The sequence below is a fragment of the Ferrimonas sediminum genome, from assembly GCF_900100175.1.
In the GTDB taxonomy this organism is placed as follows: Bacteria; Pseudomonadota; Gammaproteobacteria; order Enterobacterales; family Shewanellaceae; genus Ferrimonas; species Ferrimonas sediminum.
In genome coordinates, this window is record NZ_FNEM01000022.1 from 1 (window position 1) to 13,921 (window position 13,921).

The following is a 13,921-nucleotide window of genomic DNA, read 5'->3' on the forward strand; positions in this document are numbered from 1 at the left end:
CTTTGGTTACCCTCACAGTCTCAACGGTAACACCGAAAACATGGTGGGGGTACAGGGCAGGGGGAGTTATTCCAGCCCCACCAGGCAGGATAAGTTTTGATCAGCGCCAGCATGACCAAATCCACTCCCGGCAGCAATCTGCGGAGACTCAATCTGGGGGCAGGGCAGGGGCAGGGGCAGGGGCAGGGGCAGGGGCAGGGGCAGGGGCAGGGGCAGGGGCAGGGGAGTAAAACGACTCTTTTCTATGGTCAGGACAAACATCCCTTATCGATGACCGGACATTGGCGAGAGTGAACCAAATAAGTTAAATATCAATAATTAAAAGCAAAAACGCCACCTGAACAGGTGGCGTCTTCGCAACTTCGACCGGCGTTATTCCACGGTCACGGACTTGGCCAGGTTACGAGGCTGGTCCACGTCGGTGCCTTTGATCAGCGCCACGTAGTAAGACAGCAGCTGCAGCGGCAGGGTGTAGATGATCGGCGCGATGAACTCGTCGCAGTGAGGGACCGGCACCACCTTCATGGTGTCGTCGGACTCAAACTGCGCATCGACATCGGCAAACACGTACATCAGACCGCCGCGGGCCCGCACCTCTTCCACATTGGACTTCAGCTTCTCCAGCAATTCATTGTTGGGTGCCACCACAATCACCGGCATGTCGGCATCAATCAGTGCCAGCGGGCCGTGCTTCAGCTCGCCGGAGGCATAGGCTTCGGCATGGATGTAGGAGATCTCTTTCAGCTTCAGAGCCCCCTCCATGGCGATGGGGTACTGATCGCCCCGGCCCAGAAACAGGGCGTGGTGCTTGTCGGCGAAATCCTCGGCCATCGCTTCGATGTCATCGTTCAGACTCAGTGCCTGCTCAATCTTGGCTGGCAGGGACTGCAGTCCCTGTACCAGAGAGGAGAGGCACTCTTGCGCCATGCCATTATGCTGACCGATGGCACCGGTCAGCATCAGCAGGGCCGCCAACTGTACGGTAAACGCCTTGGTGGAAGCTACGCCAATCTCGGCCCCGGCTTTCATCATGTAGGCCATGTCAGATTCGCGCACCAGAGAGGAGCCCGGTACGTTACAGATAGTCAGGCTGGAGTTGTAGCCCATCTCCTTGGCCAGACGCAGGGCGGCCAGGGTGTCAGCGGTTTCACCAGACTGAGAGATGGTGACCAGCAGGCTATCGGGGAACACATGGGATTTGCGGTAGCGGAACTCGGACGCAATCTCCACATTGCAGGACACGCCGGCGTGCTGCTCCAGCCAGTAGCGGGCCACCATGCCGGCGTGGTAGCTGGTACCACAGGCGATGATCTGCACATGTTTGACGCTCTTCAGCAGCTCCGCCGAGCCCTCACCAAAGGCATCATCGGCAATGCCACCGGCAAGCAAACGGCTTTCCAGTGTCCGCTGCAACGCCAGAGGTTGCTCGTGGATCTCTTTCATCATGTAGTGACGATACGGGCCTTTGTCGCTGGCTTCGTGGGACACTTCAGACTCTTTGACTTCGCGCTCAACGGCGTTGCCAGCACTGTCAAAGATGCGCACTTCGCGACGGGTCACCTCCGCCACGTCGCCCTCTTCCAGGAAGGCAAACTTGCGGGTCACCGGCAGCAACGCCAATTGATCGGAGGCAATGAAGTGCTCACCCACGCCGTAGCCGATCACCAGAGGACTGCCGGAACGAGCCACCACCACACGAGAGGGGTCACGACGGTCGGTAATCACGGTACCATAGGCCCCTTCCAGCTGCTTAACCGTGGCCTGAACCGCCGCCAGCAGGCTGTCGGCACTTTTCAGCTCATGGTGCACCAGATGACCGATCACCTCGGTGTCGGTGTCGGACTCAAACTGGTAACCCAAGCCCTTCAGCCGTTCACGCAGCGGGCCGTGGTTTTCGATAATGCCGTTGTGCACCACCGCGATGTCACCGCAGGACTGGTGGGGGTGGGCGTTACGCTCATTGGGTTCACCATGGGTGGCCCAGCGGGTGTGGGCGATGCCGGTGCCGCCACTGACCGGCTGCTCCGCCAGCGCGTTGGCCAGCTCCTGAACCTTACCGACCCGACGCAGACGCTGAAGGTTTTGGGCTTCATCGACAATGGCGATGCCCGCGGAATCGTAACCGCGATACTCCAGTCGCTTCAGGCCTTCCACCAGAATCTCTGCCACATCCCGTTGGGCAACCGCCCCTACAATGCCACACATAGTTTATTCTCCATCAATCTTTAAACGGTGCCCGGATAACCCGAACCCCATGAATCTCTATTTGCGACGCGGTGTCATCGGACAACTCATCATCGGTAATCAGATAGCGGACCTTGGCCCAGGGCAGCTCCAGATTGGGAATTTTTCGGCCAATCTTGCTGGACTCCACCATCACCACCACGTCGCGAGCCACATCGGCCATCACCTTGGATAAGCCTATCAGTTCATTAAATGTGGTCGTTCCACGTGAAACGTCGATGCCGTCGGCACCGATAAACAACAGGTCAAAATCGTACGAGCGCAGCACCTGCTCCGCCACCTGCCCCTGAAACGACTCGGAGTGGGGATCCCAGGTGCCGCCGGTCATCAATAAGGTCGGTTCGTTCTCCAGCTCCCGCAGGGCGTTGGCGCCATTGAGGGAGTTGGTCATCACCACCAAGCCACGCTTGTTGCCCAGTTCGGCAATCATCGCCGCGGTGGTGCGGCCGGAATCGATAATGATGCGCTGGTGATCGCCAATCAAGGCTGCCGCTGCCGCGCCGATGGCCTGCTTACGTCCAGACACCTTGTGGCCCGGGTCATCGGAGACAATCTCCTGCGGCACCGGTACCGCCCCACCATAGCGGCGCAGCAACAACCCACTGGCCTCCAGGGTGGCCAGATCTTTTCGAATGGTGACTTCCGAAGTCTGAAACTCCCGCGCCAGATGGTCCACACTCACTTCCCCCTGCTGGGTCAGCAAAGCCATGATGGTGTGGCGGCGTTGTTGGGTATTTCGTTTCGACATGATGCCCTAAGTTTCGTTTCGAAAGTTATGAAGTATAAAATCAAAACTCATTGATGCAAGAAAAAGTCATAAAAAAAGCGGCCATCAGGCCGCTTTCTCTGTGCTATCGGTCTATTTCGGCGCCTTTACCGGCCGCTGCCAGCCGGTGATGTGGCGCTGCTTGCTGCGGGTCAGCACCAGCTCGCCATCGCCCACCTCTTTGGTTACCGTGGACCCGGCCGCCACCGTCGCCCCTTCACCAATAGTGACCGGCGCCACCAGCTGGCTATCGGAACCGATAAAGGCGTTGTCCTTAATCACCGTCAGGTGCTTATTGGCACCGTCGTAGTTACAGGTGATGGTGCCGGCACCAATGTTGACCTTTTCCCCCACCTCGGCATCACCGATGTACGCCAGGTGGTTGGCCTTGGAGCCTTTACCCAGGCGGGCCTTCTTCATTTCGACAAAGTTACCGATGTGGCTATCGTGCACCAGTTCAGCGCCGGGACGCAGACGGGCAAACGGACCGGCGGTGCAGATCTCACCCACGGTGGCGTTTTCCACCAGGGTATAGGGCTTGAGCACACTGCCATCGCCGATACGACAATCCTTGAGCACACAGCCGGCACCGATGGTGACGTTGTTGCCAATGCTGACCTGTCCTTCAATCACCACATTGACGTCGATAAACACATCCTCACCGACGCTCAGATCTCCACGCACGTCAAACCGGGCCGGGTCCGCCAGGGTGGCGCCGCTGAGCATCGCCTGTTCCGCCGCCCGCGCCTGGAAGGCCCGTTCCAACGCCGCCAGTTGAACCCGGTTGTTAGCGCCCTCCACCTCGATGGCGGTCTGAGGCTGGGCCGTAGCCACACCGCCTTCGGCCGCCGCCATGGCAATCACATCGGTCAGGTAGTATTCACCCTGAGCATTGTCATTGGACAGGTTCGCCAACCAGCGCTTCAGTGCCTTACCCGGTGCCACCAGAATGCCAGTGTTCACCTCGTTAATGGCCCGCTGCGCCTCGCTGGCATCTTTGTGTTCCACAATGGCGGTCACGGTGCCGTTATCACGAACGATGCGGCCATAGCCACTGGGATCGTCCAGATTCACGGTCAACAGGCCGATGCCATTGTCTGGCTGTACCGCCAGCAACCGTTGCAGGGTCTCGGTCTGAATCAGCGGCACGTCACCGTAAAGCACCATCACCTGGCTGTCGTCGCTCCAGTCTGCCGACGCCTGATCCACCGCATGACCAGTTCCCAACTGGTCCGCCTGCAGGGCCCAATTTACCGAATTATGAGCCAGCGCCGTCTGCAATTGCTCGCCACCATGGCCGTACACCAGATGAGTGCGCACCGGCCGCAAAGCTGAGGCAGCATCAATGACGTGCTGCACCATGGGTTTACCGGCGATACCATGAAGCACCTTCGGCAGGGCGGAACGCATACGGGTGCCTTTACCCGCAGCCAAGATGACGATTTCCAAACTCATGCTGATCCATTGATAGTTAGTCGTTAAGGCGCAAAAGTATACCCAGTCTGGGCCGTAAAATCAGCCGTCAGTGCAGTTTCCAATCGTTAACAGGGTGTCGATAAAGGTCGCTACCAGCCGGTGGGACTGGCGCGAGTCGTGCACCACGCACAGATCCGCGGCCAACGGATCCTGCAGGGGAACAAAGCGAACCTTGTGCCATTGCTGGCGCCGAAAACACTCGGGCACCAGTGCCAGAGCCTGATTGGCCGACACAAACGCCATCATGGTTTGCGGCTCCACCACCTGGTGGCGAACCCGGGGCACAAAGCCCAGTTGGCGACAATGGTCCTGCACCATGGCGGCGCTTCCGGAACGCTTAGGATCAAACATCACCCAGTCCTGATGCTGCAGTTGCCGCAGCGACAGTACCGGCTCCAAAGCCAATGGGTGCCGCTCCGACAGCACCACCCACATCGACTCCGATTTAACCCGTTGCACCGAAAAGGGCGCCATCGCCTGGCGGTCACCATCGCGACACAACCCCACATCGATGCGTTGCTCCCTCAACGCCTGCCGTTGCTCCGACGGCGCCAATTCGATGAAGTTGACCGCCACCTGGGGCCGCTGGGCTCGAAAGGACTCGATGGCAGAAAACAGTCCATCCCAGACTGCCGAGCTGATCAGGCCGATGTTGAGCGTCTGGCTTTGACTGCGCCCGACCTGCAGCACTCGGTTCAGCGACTGTTCCATGGCCGCCAGCAACTGCTCACACTCCAGTTTCATCACTGCCCCCGCCGCCGTCAGTGTCACCCGCTTGTGGCTGCGGTCCAGCAAACTCAGTCCCAATACCGACTCCAGTTCTCGCACCTGGGTGCTGAGTGCCGATTTAGAGATGCACAGATCCGATGCCGCCAGACCAAAGTGCAGGCGCTGTGCGACTGCCGCAAAATAACGAAGCATTTTCATACTGATGCGGCCACTATCCAGCAGATGATTCACCGTCACCTCTCGATCATCGTTTTACCAATGGCGCCATTATCGTTCTGATTCACCAAACAAACGAGCAAAAAATCGTCCTTCCTTCATGGCCAGCGGCTCCCCTATAGTGGCCGGGTCTTTATCAACCGAGCGAACCGATTATGATCCACGACGCCCCTCACCGCGCCCTAGCCACCATCTTGTCCCATAAACCCGATTTCGCCCCCCGCTGCGCCTTTATTCTCGGATCCGGACTCGGCGTACTGGCCGACCAGATGCAGGACAAGGTGATAATCCCCTACGAACAACTGACGGGGTTTCCGGCCAGCGGCGTCGCCGGCCACAGTGGCGAACTGGTACTGGGAAAGATGCATGGCATCGACGTGGTGTGCATGAAGGGGCGCGGTCATTTCTATGAAGGTCAGGGCATGACCGTGATGACCTCCCCGGTACGCACTTTCAAGCTGCTGGGGTGTGAAATGCTGTTTGTCACCAACGCCGCCGGCTCTCTGCGGCCGGAGCGCATCGATGTCGGCTCGCTGGTGGTGTTTAACGATCACATCAACACCATGCCTGGCACCCCAATGGTCGGGCCCAATGACGACTTCTATGGCGATCGTTTTTTCAGTCTGGCCAACGCCTACGACGCCAGCCTCAGGCAGCAATTGAAAGCCGTCGCCGCCGACCGCAACATTCATCTCAACGAAGGGGTCTTTGTTTCCTACCCCGGCCCCTGCTTTGAAACCGCCGCCGAGATTCGAATGATGCAGACCATCGGCGGAGACGTGGTCGGCATGAGCGTGGTACCCGAGGTAATCAGTGCCGCCCACTGCGGCCTGCCGGTACTGGCGGTGTGTGCCATCACCAACCTGGCGGAGGGGCTGGGAGAGACGGCCCTGTCCCATCAGCAGACCCTGAACTGTGCCAAGCTGGCAGAGCAGGACTTTATTCAATTGATTGAAGCCTTTGTCCGCCACCACTTCTGACGCTCAGGCCGGAACGTGCTATAACTCCCTCAGGGTGGAAACGCCACCCTGACTGATTACCACCTGCGGACCCACTATGAAACACCAACCCGTTGTCAGAGCCCATCTGGGACTGCTGCTGTATGCGGTGCTGATCAGCACCTCGTTTCCCATCGCCAGCTTTATGGGCAGCAGCTACTCTCCGCTGTGGGCCACCTGGGGCCGCTTTACCATCGCCGCCGCCGGCTTTGTGCTGCTGATGCATCACCGGCGCCAGCTACGCTGGCCAGGCTGGGCCAATGTCGGGCGTTACAGTCTGATCAGTTTGCCGTTAACCGGCTTCTTCCTGCTGATGTTTATGGCCGGTAAAACCGCCACCTCTCTGGCCATGGGCAGTCTGTCGACGCTGATTCCCTTGTGCAGCTGCCTGTTTGCCTGGCTGTTTTGGCGTCAGGTTCCACAGCGGTTGCGACTGCTGGCACTGTGTTGTGGGGTCGCCGGCGCCCTGTGGGTGCTGACCGGAGGACAGCTGCACCAGCTGGGGCAGGGCGGATGGCCGCCGGGAAACAGCTTGTTTGTGGTGGCGTGTTTGTTGATGGGAGCCTACCCGCTGGTATTGAAATCCCTGCACCGGGGCGAGCCGATGTTAACGGTCACCGGTTGGTCACTGATCACCGGCTGCCTGTGGCTGAGTCTGGCGCTGGCACTGCTGCAGCCTCAGTGGGCCATACCAACGGCACCTCAATTGGCAGCCATCTTGTGGCTGGCAACCGCCACCACCATGTTGACCTTTTTCCTGTTTCAGTCCGCCAGTCTGGTGGTCGGCGGCAGCTCCGCCAACGCTTACAGCCTGCTGACGCCGGCGTTGGTGCTGGTCATCAATCTGCTGGAGGGGAAACCGTTGCCGTCGCTGTGGGTGCTGCCCGGAGTCGGGCTGATCGTCATGACCCTGTTGGTGCTGTTGAAACTGGACAGCGACTGAGCAGATAAAAGAGGCAATAAAAAAGGCGGCCCATGGCCGCCTTTTTGATGAGGTCTCCAGGCTTACTTGCCCAGGCCTCTTCGGATGGTATCAACAACGCGAAGTTGTGCCATCGCTTTCGCCAGTTCGATTACGGCTGCTTCGTAGTCCATGTCCACAGAGGCGGTTGCCATCTGCTCTTCGGCTGCGCGCTTGGCTGCTTCTGCAGCCTCCACATCGATATCTTCACCACGTACGGCTACATCGGCCAGCACGGAGACATTATCGGGTTGAACCTCGAGAATGCCGCCTGACAGGTAGATTACCTCTTCACTGTCGTCCTGCTTTTTGATGCGAACCATGCCTGGCTTGATGGCGGTGAGCAATGGAGTGTGGCCATGCATAATACCCAGTTCACCCTCGGTACCTGTTACTTGCAGGTACTGAGCACGACCAGAATAAATGCTTTCTTCCGCACTGACTACATCCAAATGAAGTGTCATAGCTGCCATCTCATCCTCCCCGAAGCCGGGTTATACAGTCTTCGCTTTCTCGACTGCTTCGTCGATGCCACCAACCATGTAGAACGCCTGCTCAGGCAGTTCATCGTACTCGCCGGACAAAATGCCCTTAAAGCCTGCGATGGTGTCTTTCAGCGACACGTACTTACCAGGTGCACCGGTAAATACTTCGGCTACGAAGAATGGCTGAGACAGGAATCGCTCAATCTTACGAGCACGGGCAACGGTCTGCTTATCTTCTTCAGACAGTTCGTCCATACCCAGAATCGCGATGATGTCTTTCAGCTCTTTGTAGCGCTGCAGTACAGTCTGTACGCCACGGGCAGCTTCGTAGTGCTCCTGACCGATGACCAGAGGATCCAGCTGACGAGAGGTGGAATCCAGTGGGTCAATCGCAGGGTAAATACCACGAGCGGCGATGTCACGGCTCAGTACAACGGTCGCATCCAAGTGAGCGAAGGTGGTAGCTGGAGACGGGTCAGTCAAGTCATCCGCAGGTACGTATACCGCCTGTACAGAAGTAATGGAGCCTGTCTTGGTGGAGGTAATACGCTCCTGCAGAACACCCATCTCTTCAGCCAGAGTCGGCTGGTAACCTACCGCTGAAGGCATACGGCCCAGCAGTGCGGATACCTCGGTACCGGCCAGGGTGTAACGGTAGATGTTGTCCACGAACAACAGTACGTCACGACCCTCGTCACGGAACTTCTCGGCCATGGTCAGGCCGGTCAGAGCTACGCGCAGACGGTTTCCTGGTGGCTCGTTCATCTGACCGTAAACCATGGCTACTTTAGACTGTACTTTGTCATCCAGGTTTACAACGCCGGATTCAGCCATTTCGTAGTAGAAGTCGTTACCTTCACGGGTACGCTCACCAACACCAGCGAATACAGACAGACCGGAGTGTGCCTTCGCGATGTTGTTGATCAACTCCATCATGTTTACGGTTTTACCTACACCCGCACCACCGAACAGACCAATTTTACCACCCTTAGCGAATGGGCAAACCAGGTCGATTACCTTGATGCCGGTTTCCAGCAGTTCAGTCGCGCTGGACTGATCTTCGTAGCTAGGTGCTTCGCGGTGGATTTCCCACTGCTCTTCCTCACCGATAGAGCCACACTCATCGATAGGGTCACCCAGCACGTTCATAATACGACCCAGGGTCGCAGTACCTACTGGAACTTTAATTGCGCTACCAGTGTTGGTAGCTACCAGTCCGCGACGCAGACCTTCTGACGCACCCATCGCAATAGTACGAACAACACCGCCACCAAGCTGCTGCTGAACTTCCAGCACCAGCTTGCCACCGTCATTGTCGATATTCAGGGCGTCGTATACCTTCGGTACGGAATCTTGTGGAAACTCCACGTCAACAACCGCACCAATCACTTGAACGACAGTACCTGTGCTCATGATTAATCCTCTGATTATCTCGTTTCCGCTGCCTTAAACTGCCGCAGCACCGGCACAAATCTCAGACAGTTCCTGCGTAATCGCAGCCTGACGAGCCTTGTTGTATACCAGTTCCAGGTCATTGATCAGGTCACCTGCGTTATCGGTTGCAGATTTCATTGCAACCATACGGGCGGCCTGTTCAGACGCGACATTCTCTACAACACCTTGGTAAACCTGAGATTCGACGTAGCGAACCAGCAGTTTATCCAACAAAGCTTTCGGATCGGGCTCATAAATGTAGTCCCAAGCGTGGCTTCGTTGTTCAGTGTCGTCTTTCGGCAACGGCAGAAGCTGATCGATCACTGGGTCCTGCTTCATGGTGTTCACAAACTTGTTGTACACCAGATACAGGCGGTCCAGCTTGCCCTCGTTGTAGGCATCCAGCATCACCTTAACGGAACCAATCAGGTCCGTCAGGGATGGCGCATCACCCAGGCCAGAGGCCTGTGCAGCAACGTCGCCACCAAAGCTCTGGAAGAATCCTGCGCCTTTGGAACCGATGGCGGCATAAGAGACGTTAATGCCCTTTTGCTTCCATTCGGTGGTTGCCTGAGCAACCTGCTTGAACAAGTTAATGTTCAAACCACCACACAGACCACGGTCAGTAGAGATGACGATGTAACCGACATTCTTTACTTCACGCTCTTCCAGGTAGGGATGCTTATACTCCAGAGAGCCCTGCGCTACGTGACCAATCACCTTACGCATGTTCTCTGCGTATGGACGGCTGGCGTGCATGCGATCCTGCGCTCTGCGCATTTTCGATGCCGCTACCATTTCCATGGCAGAGGTGATCTTCTGAGTGTTTTTTACACTCCCGATCTTGGTACGGATCTCTTTAGCGCCGGCCATCTTCTATCTCCCCCTGTTACCAGGTTTGAGTCGCAACGAACTTGTCCATAGCCGCTTGCAGCTGAGATTCGATGTCGGAGTTGTAGTCTCCAGTCTCGTTGATCAGCTTCAGCAGGTCAGCGTGTTCGGCGTTCATGTAGGAGAGCAGAGACGCTTCGAAGTCACCAATCTTGTTTACTGCGATTGCGGACAGGAAGCCTTTTTCTGCTGCGAAGATGACAACGGCTTGATCAGCAACGCTCATTGGGGCGTACTGCTTCTGTTTCATCAGTTCGGTTACACGCTCACCATGCTCCAGCTGGGCACGGGTGGCGTCGTCCAAATCGGATGAGAACTGAGCGAAGGCCGCCAATTCACGGTACTGTGCCAGAGCGGTACGAATACCACCGGACAGCTTCTTGATGATCTTGGTCTGAGCCGAACCACCTACACGAGATACCGAAATACCTGGGTTAACCGCAGGGCGCAGGCCCGCGTTAAACAGGTCGGTTTCCAGGAAGATCTGACCGTCGGTAATGGAGATTACGTTGGTCGGTACGAACGCAGATACGTCACCAGCCTGGGTTTCAATGATTGGCAGAGCGGTCAAAGAACCGGTCTGACCCTTCACTTCACCGTTAGTGAAACGCTCAACGTAGTCGGCGTTAACACGTGCTGCACGTTCCAGCAGGCGGGAGTGGAGGTAGAAAACATCACCAGGGTAAGCTTCACGGCCCGGAGGACGCTTCAGCAGCAGTGAGATCTGACGGTAAGCAACGGCTTGCTTGGACAGGTCATCATAGATGATCAGGGAGTCTTCACCGCGGTCGCGGAAATACTCACCCATAGAACAACCAGAGTAAGGAGCCAGGTACTGCAGGGCAGCAGCTTCAGAAGCGGAGGCGACAACCACGATGGTGTTCTTCAGCGCATCGTGCTCTTCCAGCTTGCGTACCACGTTGGCGATGGTAGAGGCCTTCTGGCCAATCGCAACGTACACACACTTAATGCCGGAATCTTTCTGGTTGATGATGGCGTCAATGGCCATCGCAGTCTTACCAGTCTGACGGTCACCAATCACAAGTTCACGCTGGCCACGACCAATTGGGATCATGGAGTCAACGGACTTATAACCGGTTTGTACAGGCTGAGATACAGACTGACGGTCAATAACACCCGGTGCGATAACTTCTACAGGAGAGAAGCCGTCGTTTTCGATTGGGCCTTTGCCATCAATCGGCTCACCCAGGGTGTTAACCACACGGCCCAGCAGACCGCGGCCAACTGGCACTTCAAGAATACGGCCAGTGGACTTAACTTTTACGCCCTCTGCCAGATCGGCATATGGGCCCATTACTACGGCACCAACGGAGTCACGCTCCAGGTTCAGTGCGATAGCGAAACGGTTGCCAGGAAGCTCAATCATCTCACCCTGCATCACGTCGGCCAGGCCGTGGATGCGGATAATACCGTCGCTTACAGATACGATGGTACCTTCGTTGCGAGCTTCGTTGACAACATTGAACTGCTCAATTCTCTGTTTGATCAGTTCACTGATTTCAGTTGAATTCAGTTGCATGCTTAAATCCCCGTTAGGATTGCAGCGTATCGGCCATGCGGTTTAATTTACCGCGTACCGAGCCATCAATGACCAAGTCACCAGCGTTAATTACAACACCGGCAATAAGCTGCGGGTCAACACTGCAGATCAGTTTCACCTTACGCGCCAGTTTTTGTTCCAGCGATTCGGCGATCTTCTGCTGCTGTTGTTCGCTAAGTTCTGTTGCTGAAACCACGTGGGCTTCAACCAGTTTTGCCTGTTCGTCAGCAAACTCTTTGTACAGAGTTGCCACTTGAGGCAGCACCGCCAGACGTCCGTTTTCAGCCATCACCTTAATCAGGTTCTGACCGTGGTCGTTCAACTTGCCTTCACAGATCTTCAGGAAGATCTCAGCCAGTTGTTCCACCCCTACGGCGCCGGATAACAGATCCGCAATGGCGTCGTTTTGCGCTACGGCGGCAGCAAAATCCAGTTGGTTTTGCCACTCGTCAATAGCCTGACGCTCAACCGCAAACTCAAATGCAGCTTTGGCATAGGGGCGCGCAACGGTAGTCAGTTCAGACATATGCCCTCTCCCCTATTAAAGCTCCGCGGCCAATTTTTCAACGATGTCGCTGTGGGCGTCAACGTCGATGGTACGCTCAATGATCTTCTCAGCACCGGCGACGGCCAGGATAGCCACCTGCTTACGCAGGGCTTCTTTGGCGCGGTTACGCTCGGCTTCAATTTCCGCCTGGCCTTGAGCAATGATTTTCGCTCGCTCGGCTTCAGCTTCTTCTTTCGCTTCGTCGACAATTTGCGCTTTACGCTTGTTTGCCTGCTCAATGATCGCACCGGCTTGTACTTTGGCTTCTTTCAGCTGTTCGCCGACGTTCGCCTGAGCCAGTTCAAGATCTTTTGATGCACGGTCAGCGTTTGCCAGTCCATCCGCAATTGTCTTCTGTCTGGCTTCGATGGCGCCCATCAATGGGGGCCACACATATTTCATGCAGAACCAAACAAAAACAATAAAGGCGATAGTCTGACCAATAAAAGTCGCGTTGATATTCACAACGGCTCCTCCTCAAAACCCATTCAAAGTCGGTCCCGGGTTAGCGGAACACAAAGACATTGGATTAAAGGGTCGCCTTAAACACCAACAACGAACAGGATGTACAGGCCGATACCTACACCAATCATTGGAACGGCATCCAGCAGACCCGCCATAATGAACATTTTGGTTTGCAGTGCAGGAGTCATCTCAGGCTGACGACCAACACTTTCCAGGAATTTACCGCCCAGCAGACCGAAACCAATGGCAGTACCCAGAGCACCCAGGCCAATCAACAGAGCAACAGCAATAGCAGTCATCGTTTTCTCCAGTTTCTAAAAAATGTTACTTAATCTTAAAAATTAATGATCTTCATGAGCCATGCTGAGATAAACAATCGTCAGCATCATGAAGATAAACGCCTGCAGTGTAATCACCAGAATGTGGAAAATGGCCCACGCAACTTGAGCAACGCCGCCCATGGCGCCAATTGCTGCATTACCGGTGTACATAAGAGCAATAAGAATAAAGATCAGTTCACCCGCATACATGTTGCCAAACAGTCGAAGGCCCAGGGATACAGGTTTAGAGATCAGTCCTACCATCTCAAGCAGGAAGTTAAAAGGAATCATTAACTTGTTGTTAAACGGCTGGAGCGTCAACTCCTTAACGAACCCAGATACGCCTTTAACCTTGATGCTGTAGAACAACATCAGGAAGAAGACGCTGAAGCTCATCGCCAGGGTAATGTTCAAATCGGTAGAAGGTACAACCTTCAGATAAGGAACGCCCGCAGCGGCGGCAGCACCAGGTAGCCAATCGACCGGAATCAGATCCATCAGGTTCATCAGGAAAACCCAGACGAAGATGGTCAGAGCCAAAGGTGCGATAAGCTTATTCTTGCCATGGAAGGATTCTTTAACGCTGGTATCAACAAACTCAACCAGCATCTCGATAAAGCATTGCAGCTTTCCGGGAACACCAGTAGTCGCCTTCACACCAACACGGCGGAATAACCAAAGGAAGAAAACGCCGAGTCCAACCGAAAACAGCAACGAATCAACGTTCCAAGTCCAAAAACAGTACCCATCAGCCGGGCAGCTAGACGCCCGATACTGTAAGTTCTGCAAGTGGTGCAGAATATACTCCTGCGGATTTGCAGCCATGAT

Annotated in this window: 15 protein-coding genes; 3 read left to right on the forward strand and 12 right to left on the reverse strand. The window is 55.8% G+C overall.

All coding sequences use genetic code 11. The annotated features are described in order from the left end of the window. The first annotated feature begins 96 nt into the window (after positions 1 to 96). Complete coding sequence (locus BLT77_RS20100; protein WP_143026679.1) at positions 97 to 294, forward strand: hypothetical protein; 198 nt, start codon at positions 97 to 99, stop codon at positions 292 to 294. A gap of 78 nt (positions 295 to 372) precedes the next feature. Here BLT77_RS20100 and glmS read toward each other — a convergent pair whose 3' ends face one another. From glmS to BLT77_RS17945, 4 genes are all read right to left on the reverse strand, one after another. Beyond that, complete coding sequence (glmS, locus tag BLT77_RS17930) at positions 373 to 2,205, reverse strand: glutamine--fructose-6-phosphate transaminase (isomerizing) (RefSeq protein ID WP_090367969.1); 1,833 nt, start codon at positions 2,203 to 2,205, stop codon at positions 373 to 375. A 13-nt stretch (positions 2,206 to 2,218) separates the two neighbouring features. Then, positions 2,219 to 2,992 (reverse strand): DeoR/GlpR family DNA-binding transcription regulator, encoded by a 774-nt coding sequence (locus BLT77_RS17935; RefSeq protein WP_090367971.1) that lies wholly within the window; start codon positions 2,990 to 2,992, stop codon positions 2,219 to 2,221. 111 nt (positions 2,993 to 3,103) lie between these two features. Then, entirely contained in the window at positions 3,104 to 4,465 is a 1,362-nt protein-coding gene (glmU, locus tag BLT77_RS17940; RefSeq protein ID WP_090367973.1) for a bifunctional UDP-N-acetylglucosamine diphosphorylase/glucosamine-1-phosphate N-acetyltransferase GlmU, read from the reverse strand. A gap of 60 nt (positions 4,466 to 4,525) precedes the next feature. After that, complete coding sequence (locus BLT77_RS17945) at positions 4,526 to 5,452, reverse strand: LysR substrate-binding domain-containing protein (protein ID WP_090367975.1); 927 nt, start codon at positions 5,450 to 5,452, stop codon at positions 4,526 to 4,528. Between the two features lie 134 nt (positions 5,453 to 5,586). On the opposite strand from BLT77_RS17945, the gene xapA reads away from it, so the two are divergent. Next, positions 5,587 to 6,411, forward strand: a complete 825-nt coding sequence (gene xapA, locus BLT77_RS17950) for a xanthosine phosphorylase (protein WP_090367977.1) — start codon at positions 5,587 to 5,589, stop codon at positions 6,409 to 6,411. Between the two features lie 76 nt (positions 6,412 to 6,487). After that, a complete protein-coding gene (locus BLT77_RS17955; RefSeq protein ID WP_090367978.1) occupies positions 6,488 to 7,372 on the forward strand; it encodes a DMT family transporter in 885 nt (294 codons plus the stop codon). A gap of 62 nt (positions 7,373 to 7,434) precedes the next feature. Here the strand turns inward: BLT77_RS17955 and BLT77_RS17960 are convergent, their stop codons facing one another. The 8 genes from BLT77_RS17960 to atpB all read right to left on the reverse strand — a co-directional run bounded on the left by BLT77_RS17960 (position 7,435) and on the right by atpB (position 13,918). After that, positions 7,435 to 7,863, reverse strand: a complete 429-nt coding sequence (locus tag BLT77_RS17960; protein ID WP_090367980.1) for a F0F1 ATP synthase subunit epsilon — start codon at positions 7,861 to 7,863, stop codon at positions 7,435 to 7,437. 21 nt (positions 7,864 to 7,884) lie between these two features. After that, positions 7,885 to 9,288 (reverse strand): F0F1 ATP synthase subunit beta, encoded by a 1,404-nt coding sequence (gene atpD / locus BLT77_RS17965; RefSeq protein WP_028113207.1) that lies wholly within the window; start codon positions 9,286 to 9,288, stop codon positions 7,885 to 7,887. A 33-nt stretch (positions 9,289 to 9,321) separates the two neighbouring features. Further along, positions 9,322 to 10,182 carry a F0F1 ATP synthase subunit gamma gene (gene atpG, locus BLT77_RS17970; RefSeq protein ID WP_090367982.1) on the reverse strand — a complete coding sequence of 287 codons (861 nt, stop codon included), beginning with the start codon at positions 10,180 to 10,182 and terminating at the stop codon, positions 9,322 to 9,324. 16 nt (positions 10,183 to 10,198) lie between these two features. Next, entirely contained in the window at positions 10,199 to 11,740 is a 1,542-nt protein-coding gene (gene atpA / locus BLT77_RS17975; RefSeq protein ID WP_090367985.1) for a F0F1 ATP synthase subunit alpha, read from the reverse strand. A gap of 13 nt (positions 11,741 to 11,753) precedes the next feature. Next, positions 11,754 to 12,287 (reverse strand): F0F1 ATP synthase subunit delta, encoded by a 534-nt coding sequence (gene atpH / locus BLT77_RS17980; protein ID WP_028113204.1) that lies wholly within the window; start codon positions 12,285 to 12,287, stop codon positions 11,754 to 11,756. A gap of 15 nt (positions 12,288 to 12,302) precedes the next feature. Further along, positions 12,303 to 12,773 carry a F0F1 ATP synthase subunit B gene (gene atpF, locus BLT77_RS17985; RefSeq protein WP_028113203.1) on the reverse strand — a complete coding sequence of 157 codons (471 nt, stop codon included), beginning with the start codon at positions 12,771 to 12,773 and terminating at the stop codon, positions 12,303 to 12,305. A 77-nt stretch (positions 12,774 to 12,850) separates the two neighbouring features. Next, complete coding sequence (atpE, locus tag BLT77_RS17990) at positions 12,851 to 13,072, reverse strand: F0F1 ATP synthase subunit C (RefSeq protein WP_028110369.1); 222 nt, start codon at positions 13,070 to 13,072, stop codon at positions 12,851 to 12,853. 42 nt (positions 13,073 to 13,114) lie between these two features. Next, complete coding sequence (gene atpB / locus BLT77_RS17995; protein ID WP_090367987.1) at positions 13,115 to 13,918, reverse strand: F0F1 ATP synthase subunit A; 804 nt, start codon at positions 13,916 to 13,918, stop codon at positions 13,115 to 13,117. Positions 13,919 to 13,921 lie beyond the last annotated feature (3 nt).

Bases quoted from the DNA above. Each gene is read 5' to 3' on its own strand.
- BLT77_RS17960 (WP_090367980.1), bottom strand. From the start codon at position 7,863: ATGGCAGCTATGACACTTCATTTGGATGTAGTCAGTGCGGAAGAAAGC.
- BLT77_RS17955 (WP_090367978.1), top strand. From the start codon at position 6,488: ATGAAACACCAACCCGTTGTCAGAGCCCATCTGGGACTGCTGCTGTAT.
- glmS (WP_090367969.1), bottom strand. From the start codon at position 2,205: ATGTGTGGCATTGTAGGGGCGGTTGCCCAACGGGATGTGGCAGAGATT.
- atpH (WP_028113204.1), bottom strand. From the start codon at position 12,287: ATGTCTGAACTGACTACCGTTGCGCGCCCCTATGCCAAAGCTGCATTT.
- atpG (WP_090367982.1), bottom strand. From the start codon at position 10,182: ATGGCCGGCGCTAAAGAGATCCGTACCAAGATCGGGAGTGTAAAAAAC.
- glmU (WP_090367973.1), bottom strand. From the start codon at position 4,465: ATGAGTTTGGAAATCGTCATCTTGGCTGCGGGTAAAGGCACCCGTATG.
- xapA (WP_090367977.1), top strand. From the start codon at position 5,587: ATGATCCACGACGCCCCTCACCGCGCCCTAGCCACCATCTTGTCCCAT.
- BLT77_RS17935 (WP_090367971.1), bottom strand. From the start codon at position 2,992: ATGTCGAAACGAAATACCCAACAACGCCGCCACACCATCATGGCTTTG.
- atpA (WP_090367985.1), bottom strand. From the start codon at position 11,740: ATGCAACTGAATTCAACTGAAATCAGTGAACTGATCAAACAGAGAATT.
- atpD (WP_028113207.1), bottom strand. From the start codon at position 9,288: ATGAGCACAGGTACTGTCGTTCAAGTGATTGGTGCGGTTGTTGACGTG.
- atpB (WP_090367987.1), bottom strand. From the start codon at position 13,918: ATGGCTGCAAATCCGCAGGAGTATATTCTGCACCACTTGCAGAACTTA.
- atpE (WP_028110369.1), bottom strand. From the start codon at position 13,072: ATGACTGCTATTGCTGTTGCTCTGTTGATTGGCCTGGGTGCTCTGGGT.